Origin of the sequence: Algoriphagus sp. AK58 (assembly GCF_014324365.1) — a bacterium.
Classification (GTDB): domain Bacteria; phylum Bacteroidota; class Bacteroidia; order Cytophagales; family Cyclobacteriaceae; genus Algoriphagus.
In genome coordinates this window covers 59,343-72,576 of the sequence record NZ_QEIG01000017.1, presented here as the reverse complement: position 1 = coordinate 72,576, position 13,234 = coordinate 59,343, and the positions used below count along the sequence as shown (strand labels likewise).

15 protein-coding genes are annotated in these 13,234 nt (G+C 46.7%); 11 read left to right on the top strand and 4 right to left on the bottom strand.

Features of this window, described 5'->3' with window-relative positions:
• Positions 1–10: 10 nt before the first annotated feature.
• Genes DDT91_RS15360 through DDT91_RS15350 form a run of 3 tightly spaced genes read left to right on the top strand, consistent with a single transcriptional unit; the run spans position 11 to position 1,966 of the window.
• Positions 11–982 (top strand): YpdA family putative bacillithiol disulfide reductase, encoded by a 972-nt coding sequence (locus tag DDT91_RS15360; RefSeq protein ID WP_187177076.1) that lies wholly within the window; start codon positions 11–13, stop codon positions 980–982.
• A gap of 31 nt (positions 983–1,013) precedes the next feature.
• Complete coding sequence (locus DDT91_RS15355) at positions 1,014–1,508, top strand: MbcA/ParS/Xre antitoxin family protein (RefSeq protein ID WP_255502141.1); 495 nt, start codon at positions 1,014–1,016, stop codon at positions 1,506–1,508.
• Positions 1,508–1,966, top strand: coding sequence for an RES family NAD+ phosphorylase (locus tag DDT91_RS15350; RefSeq protein WP_187177075.1), 459 nt, complete (start codon positions 1,508–1,510; stop codon positions 1,964–1,966). Before DDT91_RS15355 ends, DDT91_RS15350 begins: the two co-directional genes overlap by 1 nt.
• 1 nt (position 1,967) lies before the next feature.
• Here the strand turns inward: DDT91_RS15350 and DDT91_RS15345 are convergent, their stop codons facing one another.
• Entirely contained in the window at positions 1,968–2,738 is a 771-nt protein-coding gene (locus DDT91_RS15345) for a type III pantothenate kinase (protein ID WP_187177074.1), read from the bottom strand.
• A 71-nt stretch (positions 2,739–2,809) separates the two neighbouring features.
• Between DDT91_RS15345 and DDT91_RS15340 the strand changes: the two genes are divergently transcribed.
• The 3 genes from DDT91_RS15340 (at position 2,810) to DDT91_RS15330 (ending at position 4,717) form a co-directional block, all read left to right on the top strand.
• Positions 2,810–3,292, top strand: coding sequence for a GNAT family N-acetyltransferase (locus DDT91_RS15340; protein WP_187177073.1), 483 nt, complete (start codon positions 2,810–2,812; stop codon positions 3,290–3,292).
• 68 nt (positions 3,293–3,360) lie between these two features.
• Positions 3,361–4,095 (top strand): RluA family pseudouridine synthase, encoded by a 735-nt coding sequence (locus tag DDT91_RS15335; protein WP_187177072.1) that lies wholly within the window; start codon positions 3,361–3,363, stop codon positions 4,093–4,095.
• 124 nt (positions 4,096–4,219) lie between these two features.
• Positions 4,220–4,717: a histidine phosphatase family protein gene (locus tag DDT91_RS15330; protein WP_187177071.1), complete on the top strand. Its 498-nt coding sequence runs from the start codon at positions 4,220–4,222 to the stop codon at positions 4,715–4,717.
• On the opposite strand, the gene DDT91_RS15325 is transcribed toward DDT91_RS15330, so the two are convergent.
• Positions 4,714–5,475: a DeoR/GlpR family DNA-binding transcription regulator gene (locus DDT91_RS15325; protein ID WP_187177070.1), complete on the bottom strand. Its 762-nt coding sequence runs from the start codon at positions 5,473–5,475 to the stop codon at positions 4,714–4,716. The genes DDT91_RS15330 and DDT91_RS15325 overlap by 4 nt on opposite strands.
• Positions 5,476–5,602: 127 nt before the next feature.
• On the opposite strand from DDT91_RS15325, the gene DDT91_RS15320 reads away from it, so the two are divergent.
• Genes DDT91_RS15320 through DDT91_RS15310 form a run of 3 tightly spaced genes read left to right on the top strand, consistent with a single transcriptional unit; the run spans position 5,603 to position 9,437 of the window.
• On the top strand, positions 5,603–7,171 hold the full coding sequence (locus DDT91_RS15320) for a glycerol-3-phosphate dehydrogenase/oxidase (protein ID WP_187177069.1): 1,569 nt from the start codon (positions 5,603–5,605) through the stop codon (positions 7,169–7,171).
• Between the two features lie 35 nt (positions 7,172–7,206).
• The gene (glpK, locus tag DDT91_RS15315) at positions 7,207–8,706 is read left to right on the top strand and encodes a glycerol kinase GlpK (RefSeq protein WP_187177068.1); all 1,500 of its coding nucleotides are present in this window, start codon (positions 7,207–7,209) and stop codon (positions 8,704–8,706) included.
• Positions 8,703–9,437, top strand: coding sequence for an MIP/aquaporin family protein (locus tag DDT91_RS15310; protein WP_187177067.1), 735 nt, complete (start codon positions 8,703–8,705; stop codon positions 9,435–9,437). The genes glpK and DDT91_RS15310 overlap by 4 nt, the downstream gene beginning before the upstream one ends.
• Here the strand turns inward: DDT91_RS15310 and DDT91_RS15305 are convergent.
• Complete coding sequence (locus DDT91_RS15305) at positions 9,434–10,048, bottom strand: thiamine pyrophosphokinase (protein WP_187177066.1); 615 nt, start codon at positions 10,046–10,048, stop codon at positions 9,434–9,436. The two genes, DDT91_RS15310 and DDT91_RS15305, sit on opposite strands and share 4 nt — an antisense overlap.
• The gene (locus DDT91_RS15300) at positions 10,048–11,034 is read right to left on the bottom strand and encodes a dipeptidase (RefSeq protein WP_187177065.1); all 987 of its coding nucleotides are present in this window, start codon (positions 11,032–11,034) and stop codon (positions 10,048–10,050) included. Before DDT91_RS15300 ends, DDT91_RS15305 begins: the two co-directional genes overlap by 1 nt.
• Positions 11,035–11,225: 191 nt before the next feature.
• Here DDT91_RS15300 and DDT91_RS15295 point away from each other — a divergent pair, with 191 nt between their 5' ends.
• Together DDT91_RS15295 and kynU are read left to right on the top strand one after the other, a co-directional pair.
• Complete coding sequence (locus tag DDT91_RS15295; protein WP_187177064.1) at positions 11,226–11,738, top strand: 3-hydroxyanthranilate 3,4-dioxygenase; 513 nt, start codon at positions 11,226–11,228, stop codon at positions 11,736–11,738.
• A gap of 197 nt (positions 11,739–11,935) precedes the next feature.
• A complete protein-coding gene (gene kynU, locus DDT91_RS15290) occupies positions 11,936–13,222 on the top strand; it encodes a kynureninase (protein ID WP_187177063.1) in 1,287 nt (428 codons plus the stop codon).
• Positions 13,223–13,234 lie beyond the last annotated feature (12 nt).

Genomic DNA, 13,234 nt, shown 5'->3' with positions numbered 1-13,234 from the left:
CTTCTCAGCTATGCAACCTATACATGACTTGATCATCATCGGAGGTGGACCCATAGGCCTCGCTTGTGGGATCGAAGCCGGAAAGGCCGGTCTTGATTACCTCATTTTGGAAAAAGGCGCTCTCTGCAACTCCATTTACAACTATCCGGTGAACATGACTTTTTTCTCCACTTCCGACCGATTGGAGATGGGGGGAATACCCTTTATGTCTGTAGGTGCCAAGCCGACACGGACAGAGGCTTTGGAGTATTACCGACGGATCTATTTTCTTTTCAAACTGAAGGTCAATCTCTACGAAGGAGTACAATCTCTGAAAAAAGAGGGAGGTCTTTTTCATGTCAAAACCTCAAAAGGAAGCTATCAATGCAGAAAAATCGTCCTTGCTACCGGATTTTATGATCTACCCAACCTTATGAACGTGCCCGGTGAAGATTTGCCAAAAGTTCTCCACTATTACAAAGAACCATGGCCCTTTATCGGACAGAAGGTTTTGGTGGTAGGTGGAGCCAACTCTGCGGTAGATGCGGCATTAGAGTGTTGGAGAAAAGGTGCAGAAGTCAGCATGGTTCTTTTGGGAGATGAAGTGGACGAAAACGTCAAATATTGGGTTCGGCCGGATATCATGAACAGGATCAAAGAAGGCTCAATCAAAGCTTTCACCCGATCAAAAGTCAAAGAGATAAGATCTCAAGAAGTCGTCATATCCACTCCAAATGGTGAGGTCACCATTCCAAATGACTGGGTACTCGCCATGACAGGCTACAAACCCAATTTTACCTTACTTGATCAACTTGGCGTGGAACTAAGCCTAGACGAGAAGCGTCAGCCCTGCTATGATCAGACCAACCAAGAATCAAATGTTCCAGGGGTGTATTTAGCAGGTGTGGTCTGTGGTGGCTTGAACACCCGAGAATTTTTTATCGAAAACAGCATCTCCCACGCCGAAGCTATCGTAAAAGACATTATTGCAAAAAGGAGTTAGAGGTATTGCAAATAAGAAAAATAATAGTAACTTGCTGGAGATAAAAGATATAGCCATGAGCACGACTTGGAGAATTCGTTTTGATGATCAGCGCACAGAGGTGCTTGAGTCAGGACCCAGAGCCTATCACTTTTTCACGCAGTCACCTTCTATCGTGGCCGAGCAGCGGGAGCAGTATGGAGAGGCAGTCTTGGATTTTCATGAGACGAGCCCCTTTTTCGATTACTTGGATTTTACTTCTCAGGATGTGGCCGAGCTGCTGGAAGTGGATCCGAGTACGCTGTTCCGCTGGAAAAAGGACGACCGGAAGCTCAGCAAGGCCATCACCAAAAACCTACTCGAGATGGATCAGATCATCGCCAAAGGCATCCGGATATTCGGTTCAGAGGAGTTGATGGCCGAATGGCTGCACACCCCCAATGCCGCCCTTTCCTCCCAAAAGCCAGTAGACCTCTTCAAAAATCCCTATAAGATCGCCTTGGTGGATCAGGCCTTGGAGGCGATTTCCTGGGGTAATATTCTCTGATGCGCTACTTCCGACTGATCGAGCATCTTCCCGGCCGTGATTCCTTGGGCTATGGCATAGGGCCGGGCCGATGGAATCTCTATGGCACTCCGATGATTTATGCATGCTCGGTGAGTTCGCTTAACTTTTTGGAAATGCTAAGCATCAAAGGTTCAGTCGTCACACAAAGCAAATGGAAGCTGATCATTTTTGAAATCGAGGGAAAAATTCCCGAGCTCGACATTTCCGAACTCCCGGATAATTGGAAAAACCGACCCTATCCAAGATCCACTCAAGAGTTTGGATCGGCTTGGGCCAAAAGCATGCTTTCTCCTTTTTTAAAAATACCCTCTTGTCGAATCCCACTGGGCAGCTTTTCGGAAGAACACAATCTCCTCATCAATCCACTTCACAGAGAGTTCAAAGAAAAAATCAAAGTGGCTCAAGAATGGGATGTCAGCTTTGAGGTAAATCGCTGATTCAGGAATTAGCTTCGGTAATCAGGCGCAGGCCTTCCAAAGTCAAGTTTCGATCTACTTCGTCGAATGCTCCTTCCAAACTGGTCAGAATCGACGAAAGCCCACCCGTGGCAACGACCGTAAAACTCAAACCTGTTTCTTTCCTAATCGCATCCAGCATTCCCTTGACCAATCCAGTATATCCGTATAGAACACCGGCTTGAATGGCATGGATGGTATTTTTCCCTAGGACAGACTCGGGCAACTTCAACTCCACTTCAGGCAATTTGGAGGTATTCATGAAGAGTGCTTTGATTGCAGTTTGTAGTCCAGGAACAATATTTACCCCCATGATTTCCCCTGTGGACCCCACTACCGTAAAGGTAAGCGCCGTACCAAAATCGACCACAATCACCGGACCTGAAAACCTGGAATACGCTGCCATCACATTACACATCAGATCGCTTCCGATTTCATTGGGACGAAGGGCTTTTACAGGCAATACTGAAAAACTCTCGGGCTGGATTAAATAAGGAGTCTGACCAAAAAAACTTTCACAAAATTGCTCGATAATGCCGTTGATTTCTGGCACCACGGAGCTAAAACCTATCTTTTCAATCTGGGATGAGTGAATGTCATGCTCGAGAAAATAGAGCGGGACTTTTTTGCTGAGCTGAGAAATCAATTTGGGAGCCTTGGTTTCCAATCGAAATTGATTGGTCCACTTGCCGCTTTTGGAGTCAAAAAGTGCAAAAACTACATTGGAATTGCCGGCATCGATGGCTAAAAACATTCGTTTCTCAGGTTTTGACTAATTTAGGCGCATAGTTAACAAAATAGCAAATCACTTTTCTACAAAAGCCTATGTATTCCCTCCGCGAAGGTAAAATTGAAGATCTCCCCAGAGTACTCGAACTGATCAAGGAACTCGCCCTGTATGAAAAAGCTCCCGAACAAGTCACCAACTCCTTGGAGATGATGGAAAAGGACGGTTTCGGTCCAAATCCTGTATACGGACTCTATGTATGTGAGAAAAACACTACAGGGGAAATCATCGGGATCGCGATTTATTACTACCGCTATTCTACCTGGAAAGGGAAAAGATTATACCTGGAGGATATTGTGGTTACCGAATCAGAGCGGGGAAATGGAGCCGGAAAAATGCTTTTCGAACGCGTGATGGCCAAATGCCTCGAAGACGGATGCACTGGCATGATGTGGCAGGTGCTGGACTGGAACGAACCCGCGATCAATTTCTATAAGAAATACGGAGCTTACCTTGAAGCCGGCTGGCTAAATGCGCATTTGCAGGATTATGAGATTAAAAAACTGTTGGGTGTAGGGTGACCGATGACCGATGCATCTGACATCCGACATCGGTCATCCAACATATTCCCCTACCTTTGTGATTCATTATGAGAACAAAACCATTTTCTGTTGTCTATGAAGACAACCACCTTCTCGTCGTCAACAAGGCGGCGGGCGTCTTGGTACAAGGGGACAAAACCGGAGACAAAACGCTGACGGACTACTGCAAAGAGTACATTGCCGAAAAATATGAAAAGCCGGGAGCGGTTTTTCTTCACCCAATTCACCGTTTGGATCGTCCGGTTAGCGGCTTGGTGGCTTTTGCACGCACTTCCAAGGGATTGGAGCGAATGATGGAGCTTTTCCGCAAAAGAGACATTCACAAGGTCTATTGGGCCATCGTCAAGCGTCGTCCGAAGGAAGAACAAGGCAAACTTACGCATTGGCTAACCAAAGATGAAGTGAAAAACGTGGTGACTGCACACGAAAGAGAAGTCCCAGGTTCCCAAAAAGCAGAACTCAACTATAAAGTATTAGGTACGCTGAACGATCATTGGCTATTGGAAGTACGTCCGATTTCGGGCCGGCCACATCAAATTCGAGTGCAATTGGCATCGATGGGTTGCCCGATCCGAGGAGATGTAAAGTACGGATTCTCCAAAGCGAATCCTGACGGCAGCATCAACCTTCACGCGTTTCACTTGGTATTTGTCCACCCGATCAAAAAAGAAAAAATCTTCCTCAGAGCAGCACTTCCTGAAATAGATTTCTGGGAACAATTCCTTGAATTTGAAGAAGTCAAAGCCAAGGATCAGCATTTGGATAATACCTTTTCGGGATAAAATAATACCATAGAAATATCTTTGAAATAAAGCACTGACGTGCTGAAATAGAAAATCCTCCTATTTCGTCCCGATTTTTGGGACATATTTCTAGGGTATTTCGCAAAGCATATTTCCTTAAGATATGAAAAACCTCCTCCTCCTATTCAGCCTACTTCTAATTCTTGGAGCTTGTACATCACAAAATTCTCCTAAGACCATCTACATCGTGCGTCATGCCGAAAAGCAATTGGTCGGGAATGATCCGGCGTTAGCATATGTAGGTGGAGTTAGAGCGATAAAACTCTCTCAGATTCTGGAAAAAGAGGACATCAAGCATGTATTTTCCACCGATTATATCCGAACCAGAAATACGGCAAAACCTACAGCAGACAAAGCCGGTGTCCAGATTGAAATCTACGATCCCAAAAATCATGACGCATTGGTTGAGGAGCTTCGCAAAAGAGAAGGAAACATCTTGGTGGTCGGCCACAGCAACACCGTCAGTCAATTGGCTAACTATTTTGTGAGCGATGGGGAAAAATTCGCCGACCTGACCGACTTGGAATACGACTTTATCTACGTGGTGACCTTGGAGAAAAATGGATCCAAGGTCGAGCGAAAGGTGTACAAAGACTTTTAAACCACCACCACTTCGATTCCCTTTTCTTCCAGCTTTTCTTTGAAAATCTCCGGAATTCCCGAGTCGGTGATGATCACATCGACGTCTTCGAGTTCACCGATTTTGCCAAATCCTTTTCGACCAAACTTCCGGCTATCGACTAACACGATGGTCTTCTGAACAGATCGGATCATTTGGGCATTGAGGTGGGCTTCCATCATATTGGAAGTGGTCAGCCCGTGATCCAGACTGATGCCATCCACGCTGAGAAACAATTTACTGCAGGCAAAATTCTTCAACATCTCTTCGGCAAAATGCCCAACCGCGGAGCTGCTGCTTTTCCGCACCACTCCCCCAAGCTGCACCAGTTCGATCTCCGTGGTGTCAATAAGGGCCATCGCCACATTCATGGCAGAAGTCAACACGGTAAGCGGATAATTCCTTGGAATCGCTTGCGCAAAAGCCCCTACAGTCGTACCCGAACCAATAATGATGGCATCTTTCGGTTCTAAAAACTCCAAGGCTTTCTGCGCAATTTTGCTCTTTTCCTCCACCTGCTCCAATTTCTTGACCTGAACCGATCGGTCAGACACATAGGGAGATACCGAGGTGGCGCTTCCGTGAGAGCGATAGAGCAAGCCTTTATCCTCCAAAATTTTCAAATCCTTTCGAATCGTCACGACCGTCACTTGAAGTGATTTGGCGAGGTCAGATACACTGACAAATCCGCTTTTTGCCAGTTCGTCCAATATATGCTTATGCCGTTCTGCAATGGTCATGGCTTTTCAATTTGATCACTCGAAAGTAATTAAAAGAAAGTAATTGGAAACCATTTCGTAAATTTTACTTTCGTTTAATTTCTTTTTATTTCCTTTTGAATTACTTTTAGCCCAGAAGGGAAAGTAAATGAATCGAGAAGAAAACTTAAAACAGCTTAGAGATAAAAGTAATATCTGGGATATTGCCGTGATTGGCGGCGGTTCGTCCGGGCTTGGAGTAGCTTTGGATGCAGTTTCCCGAGGGCTTTCAGTAGTCTTGTTGGAAAAGGCTGATTTTGCCAAAGGAACCTCCAGCCGAAGCACCAAACTGGTACATGGGGGAGTTCGCTACCTGGCCCAAGGCGATATTGCCTTGGTTTTGGAAGCCCTCAAAGAACGAGGAATGCTTCTCAAAAATGCGCCCCACCTCACCCAAAACCAACCCTTCATCATCCCGATCTATACGTGGTGGGACCGTATCCAATACAGCGCAGGACTGAAAATCTACGACTGGATGGCAGGCAAACTCCGTCTCGGAAAGTCCAGATTTATCTCCAAATCGGAAACCATCAAGCGCCTCCCTGCTGTCCTGCAAAAAGGACTCAAAGGCGGAGTCGTATATCACGATGGCCAGTTTGACGATGCCCGATTGGCACTCAATATTGCCCAAACTGCGGATGAGCTCGGAGCCTGTGTCTTGAATTACATGAAGGTTTCTGGGCTTGTGAAAAATGACTCCGGCAAAATCTCAGGCTTGAAAGTCATCGACGAACAGTCCAAAGAAAAACTGGAAATCCAAGCCAAAATGGTCGTCAATGCGACGGGCGTTTTTGCGGACAAAATCCTGCAAATGGATAATCCAGAAGCACCAAAAACCATTCAGCCTAGCCAAGGCATTCACTTGGTTATGGATTTAGATTTTTTGGGTGGAAAAGACGCCCTGATGATTCCCAAAACCCGGGACGGACGTGTGCTTTTTGCTGTGCCTTGGCACAACAAACTCGTGGTAGGCACCACTGATACGCTTCGGGAAAAAGCCAAACTGGAACCCGAAGCTTTACAAAAGGAAATTGATTTTGTGTTGGAAACAGCCAGTGGTTATTTGACTAAAAAACCGACCAGAGCCGATATAAAGGCTGTTTTTGCTGGACTCCGACCACTCGCAAGACCCAAAGAAGGAAGCACCAAAACCAAAGAAATCTCCCGCTCCCACAAAGTAATCGTATCCCAAAGTGGATTGGTGACCCTTACCGGAGGCAAATGGACCACCTATCGAAAAATGGGCGAAGACACCGTGGACTATTTCACCCAAATCACCGGACAGACACTCAACCCAAGCAAATCCCTTAACCAAAAAATCCATGGTTTCACAACCGAAATTCCGTCAGGCCATTGGAGTGTTTACGGTTCGGATGCAGCAAAAATCCAGCAACTCGCCAAAGGCAATCCCGAATGGAGCGAACCTATTCATCCGGCATTCCCGAATATCCTAGCAGAAGTCGTCTGGTCCTGCCAAAATGAAATGGCCGTCAAAGTGGAAGATGTACTTTCCCGAAGAATTCGTATGTTGATTCTCGATGCGCAGGCAGCATTGGATTCGGCTGAGAAAGTGGCCCAAACCATGGCCGCTGCACTTCAAAAAGACCATAAATGGATTGAATCCGAACTGGCTGATTTCAAGAAAACTGCAGAAAAATACCTCATCAAAAGCACATAAAACCGACCCTTTACCTTTAACCTTTAAACCCAAAAATGTCCCAAAACAAACCTTACATTTTGGCTTTGGATCAAGGCACAACGAGCTCCAGAGCCATTATTTTTGACAAAAAAGGGCAAATCGTCTCCGTCGCCCAAAAGGAATTCAAGCAGCACTTTCCCAAGCAGGGCTGGGTCGAGCATGACCCGGACGAAATCTGGTCCAGCCAATCGGCGGTCATGATCGAAGCCTTGGTTAACAAAAGCATACGCGCCGACCAAATCGCTGCCATCGGCATCACCAATCAGCGGGAAACCACCATTGTCTGGGATCGAAAAACCGGAAAACCGCTCTATAATGCCATCGTCTGGCAAGACCGACGAACCGCCGCCTACTGCAACGAGCTCAAAGAAAAAGGACATGCCGAGCAAATCGCTGCCAAGACGGGTTTGATCATCGATGCGTATTTTTCTGCCACCAAAATCCGCTGGATCCTCGAAAATGTAGAAGGCGCAAGGCAAAAAGCGGAAGCCGGAGAACTCGCTTTTGGCACGGTGGATTCTTGGCTGATCTGGAAATTGACAGCCGGAAAAAGTCACTTGACCGACATCACCAATGCAAGCCGCACGATGATTTTTAACATTCATACTCAGCAATGGGACAAGGAACTGTTGGAATTATTCGGCATTCCTGCTTCCATGCTGCCTGAAGTGAAAAGCTGCAGCGAGGTATTCACCGAGACTGCTGGGGATGTGCTCAACACCAAAATCCCGATTGCTGGAGTGGCCGGAGATCAGCAGGCGGCGCTTTTTGGACAGCTTTGCACCCAACCCGGAATGGCTAAAACCACCTACGGAACTGGATGCTTCTTGGTGATGAATACTGGAAAAGAGGCCGTTCGCTCCCAAAATCTACTGCTCACTACCGTTGCTTGGAAAATCGGCAACGAGATCAACTATGCACTCGAAGGCTCTGTCTTCATCGGCGGAGCGGCGATTCAATGGCTGAGAGATGGCATCGAACTCTTCAGTCATGCGAAGGAAACCGAAAAATTAGCCACCAGTCTGGATGACAACGACGGGGTGTACTTTGTCCCTGCCTTGGCCGGACTAGGGGCCCCGCACTGGGATCAAAATGCACGGGGAGCTTTCTTTGGAATCACCCGAGGCACGACCATCGCCCACATGACCCGGGCAGCTTTGGAAGCGATCGCCTACCAAGTCTTTGATGTACTCAAAGCCATGGAAAAAGACAGTGGCAAACCTACTCAAGAACTCCGAGTGGATGGTGGAGCCACTGCCAACAATTTCCTGATGCAATTCCAAGCAGATCTGCTCGGTTGTGAAATCAAACGCCCGAAAATCATCGAAACCACAGCCATCGGCGCTGCATTTTTGGCGGGTTTGGCTGTGGGATTTTGGAAAAATCAGGAAGAATTGCAAGAATTATGGGAAGCTGACCAAAGTTTCAAACCTAACATGGAAGCTGAAAAGCGGGATCAGTTGATCCACTTTTGGCACAAAGCCGTCGAACGCTCTAAAAACTGGGTAGAATGAATCCAATCGTAGCAGAATTTATCGGAACAGGTATTCTTATCCTGCTTGGTTCAGGTGTGGTTGCTAATGTAATTTTACCGGGAACCAAAGGAAACGGAGGTGGTTTGATCGCCATCACTACAGCTTGGGCTCTTGCTGTCTTTTGTGGGGTAGTCGTGGCCGGACCTTATAGTGGTGCTCATCTCAATCCGGCCGTGACCATCGGTTTGGCAACTGTAGGCAAGTTTGATTGGGCAATGGCTCCAGGGTACATTTTCGCTCAGCTTGGTGGAGCAATGCTAGGTTCGGGCTTGGCTTGGCTGATGTATCGTCACCATTTTGATATGGCAGAAGATGCCGGATTAAAACGGGCACCATTTTGTACGGATCCCACCGTGAGAAACTTCTCCACCAGTGTGATTTCAGAGGTATTGGGCACCTTTGTCCTCATTTTTGTCATCCTCTACATTAGCGGAGCAAAATTGGAAGATGCCCAAGGGACACCCATCGGATTGGGATCGGTCGGTGCACTGCCTGTGGCATTCTTGGTATGGGTAATTGGTTTAGCTTTAGGCGGAACCACTGGGTATGCCATCAATCCAGCCCGTGACCTGGGACCTAGAATCATGCACCAGTTTTTGCCTATCAAGGGAAAAGGAAGTTCGGATTGGGGTTATTCTTGGGTTCCAATCCTCGGTCCAATTCTCGGCGCCTTATTGGCAGCAGGCTTATATATGATGGTGGGTGCTTAGGAAATTACCTTTTCCCCAATCCAAAAAATGTCCGGACTGGAAAACTCAGAAATACCTTCGGGCACCTCGATCTGAGTCAAATACTGAATAGGAAAAAGGAATTGGCCGTTGGAATTGGAAAGTTCCAGCGGCTGATTTTCTTTAGCCAAAATCCGAATTTCAGAAGCTGCAAACCATTTTTTGAACTTCCCCTCTTTGACGGGATAATACTTCCAGTCTTCATCCAAGACTGTCAAATCCAGAAGATCAATCTTAGATACCAAATCCTCCAATTTGGCATGATCAAATCCCACCAAATGCACTCCCTTGTGCTGGGATGCCAGTAAATAGTGTAAACCTTCTTCCAAAGGTTGGGCACCCGAAACTGTCAAAAACCGAACAGGATATTGTTCTTCCAAGAGCTGATAATTGGCCTTTTGAAATTCCTGCGTGGCCAAAATCACATCCACTTTGATCCCCCAACTCAGCACCACTTCCACGCAATCCTGCCAGACGAGTACCGTCGGCACCCACTCCAGCAAGGGCGATACCTCATCAAATGATATCCCATTGGTTTCCAAAATCAACACTGCAGGCTCCTGCTGCTCTTTGACAAAATGATGGCTAGACATCAGGACCAGAGTTTTTGGTAGAAATTGAACACATTTTCAAAAGCCATTTTGCGAAGCTGAACCTCCGAAAGCTGCTTACTGAGCTGCTCCAAAATGAAAGGATACTTTCCGGCATTTTCTGCCAGAGGAAAGTAAAAAGGATGACGACTTGGGCCCGGAAAATCTTTGGTATAGAAAAAGTCAGCACCAAAGCAGATGGAATTTTCTCCCAACTTGACTCCGTGAAGCAGGTGCTCAAACAGTCTTTCCGGAACTTCATTGTCCAGAAATGCTCTGAGAAAATTCACCCCGATAATACCTCCACGATCGATGATCTCCTGCGCAAATTCATCGCTGAGGTTACGTTTATGATTCCAAATCGAGCGGAAATTGGAATGACTGGCAATCACCGGAATCGGCAAATGATGCCGGTCAATGTGTTTGAGAATCCCTTCGGCGAGTAAGTCAGAAGTATGTGACAAGTCGATCGGAATCCGCTTTCCTGCCATGTAATCGAGCAGGCGCTTGCCGTCTTCTTTCAGGCCTATGTCTTCGGTATAATTTCCGCCGCCGAATCGGTTTTCGGTATGGTGCGTCAGGCTGATGTAGGCCAGTGGTCCGACTTTCTGCACAATCGAATCAAACTGCAGATAGATTTCAGGCCATGTGGAATTTTCCGTGCCAAAACCCGCTGCATTTTCTACCGAAGCGATGATTCCGATTGGGCCTTTTTCAGATTGATTTCGGATAAAATCTGCATCAAACCGACAAACCGTTTCTTTTTCTTTGCGCAGCAACTCATCAAAAATAGCTGCCTGCTTGGTGGCCAAGGCCCTACTTCCCGAATCGACAGTGGTATAAATCGCCATGATCTGCATCTTGACACCTCCCTCTTGCATCCATGGAAAAGCGCAGGCAATTTGGTTTTTGTCGAATGGGTTTGCACCGGGAACTACCGCCAAAAAAGACAGGAGGTCACAGTGCATATCGGCGATGGAGGTACTCATGGGCTTTGATTTTGGAATCTGGGAAATGTACGATTTTTGAATTACGATTTACGAGGCTTTAGAGAACCACAACGAGAGTTGCCAAAGTTAAACTTTTTCAAACGGAGGAGCTTTTATGCAAATCATATTACCGCTGCATTTGTATTCAATACCTATCTTTGAATTTATCCCAGATCAAAACCATCCAAAAAATGGCTGTAGCAAAACCTTTCAACTTCAAAAAATGGATCGATGACAACCGCCACCTGCTCAAGCCACCTGTTGGCAATCAGCAGGTGTACAAGGGAAATGATGACTTTATCGTGATGGTCGTTGGCGGTCCAAATTCCCGAAAGGACTTTCATTATGACGAAGGAGAGGAATTTTTCTACCAACTCGAGGGCGATATTGTCCTGAAAATCATCGAGGACGGCAAACCCAAAGACATCGAAATCAAAGAAGGGGAAATCTTCCTTTTGCCAGCAAAGGTGCCTCACTCTCCCCGTCGACCTGCCAATACTATTGGTCTGGTAATGGAACGCTACCGCAGACCGGGGGAAAAAGACGGCTTCCTCTGGCACTGTGAAAACTGCGGGGAAAAACTTCACGAAGAATACGTTGAGCTAACCGATATCGTAACTCAACTCCCTCCCATCATGGAGCGATTCTGGTCTAATATGGACCTGAGAACCTGCAAAAGTTGTGGGACCGTGATGGAGAAATAGTTTGCAGTGGTCAGTTGGAAGTTTTCAGTTAGTGAAAAAGCAACGCTGACACTCTCCTAAGTCAGAAAAGGCCTTCGAACTAGTAATAAATCTCACTATTGGGATTCTTCGGTCATCGGTCTCCGGTCTTCCCTCTCAAACCATAATTAAAAACACCTCCTAGCAGAATTGTCAATACTAGGATTCAAGCCATAGATATGAACCCAACTACATTCCAATACTCCGAGTCTTTTGCACGGGAAATTGACGCCAAAGATTCGCTGGCGCATTTCAGATCCCGATTTCATTTTCCCAAAGTAAACGGTCAGGAAGCGATTTACTTCTGCGGCAACTCGCTCGGCCTTCAGCCCAAAACCGTCAAAGATTACCTCGAAAAGGAATTGAACAACTGGGCGGAGTTGGCTGTGGACGGACATTTTCACGGAGAAGATGCTTGGTATCATGTGCGGAAAAAGTCGAAACCTGCTCTTGCAGAAATCTTAGGCGCCCACGAGCATGAAGTGGTAGCGATGAACAATCTTTCGGTCAATCTTCACCTGCTGATGGTTTCCTTTTATCGTCCCACCAAAGAGCGATATAAGATCATCGTCGAAGCGGGAGCTTTTCCTTCCGATCAATACATGCTGGAAACTCAGATCAAATTCCATGGACTCGATCCGGCAGAAACTCTGGTCGAACTCAGTCCAAGACCGGGTGAACACACGCTCCGAACCGAAGATATTTTAGCCGAAATCCATAAGCAGGGTGACTCCTTAGCGATGGTGAATATGGCTGGAATCCAATATTACACCGGACAGCTTTTTGACATGCAAGCTATCACCCAAGCTGCTCATGAAGTAGGTGCAGTAGCTGGATTTGACCTGGCTCATGCGGCTGGAAATGCCCTCTTGAAGCTCCACGATTGGGATGTGGATTTTGCGACATGGTGCAGTTACAAGTATTTGAATTCAGGTCCGGGCAATGTATCGGGCATTTTTGTCCATGAGCGCTATGCCGAGCGTCCGGATCTGCCACGCTTTGCGGGTTGGTGGGGACATGACGAAGACGAACGCTTCCGAATGGAAAAGGGATTTGTACCGATGTATGGCGCTGACGGCTGGCAGTTGGCCAATTCCAATGTCTTGGCTTTGGCAGCTCATCAGGCTTCTTTGGATATTTTTCAGGAAGCCGGAATAGAAAATCTCCGGGCAAAAAGCGAAAAACTGACTGCCTATTTGGAGTTTCTGATTGAGCAAATCAGCGGAAAATCAGGAGTTTTGGAAATAATCACCCCAAAAAACCCTGCTGAAAGAGGTTGCCAGTTATCTTTGCTGATTCATCGGGGCGGCAAGGCGGTCTTTGATGAGTTTTACAAACACGGCGTGGTAGGCGACTGGAGGAATCCCAATGTGATTCGATTGGCACCTACTCCGCTGTACAACAGCTTCTTGGATGTGTTCCGCTTCGCAAAGATTTTGGAACAATCCCTGGAGAAATTCGCTTAAAAGAAAGCGGGA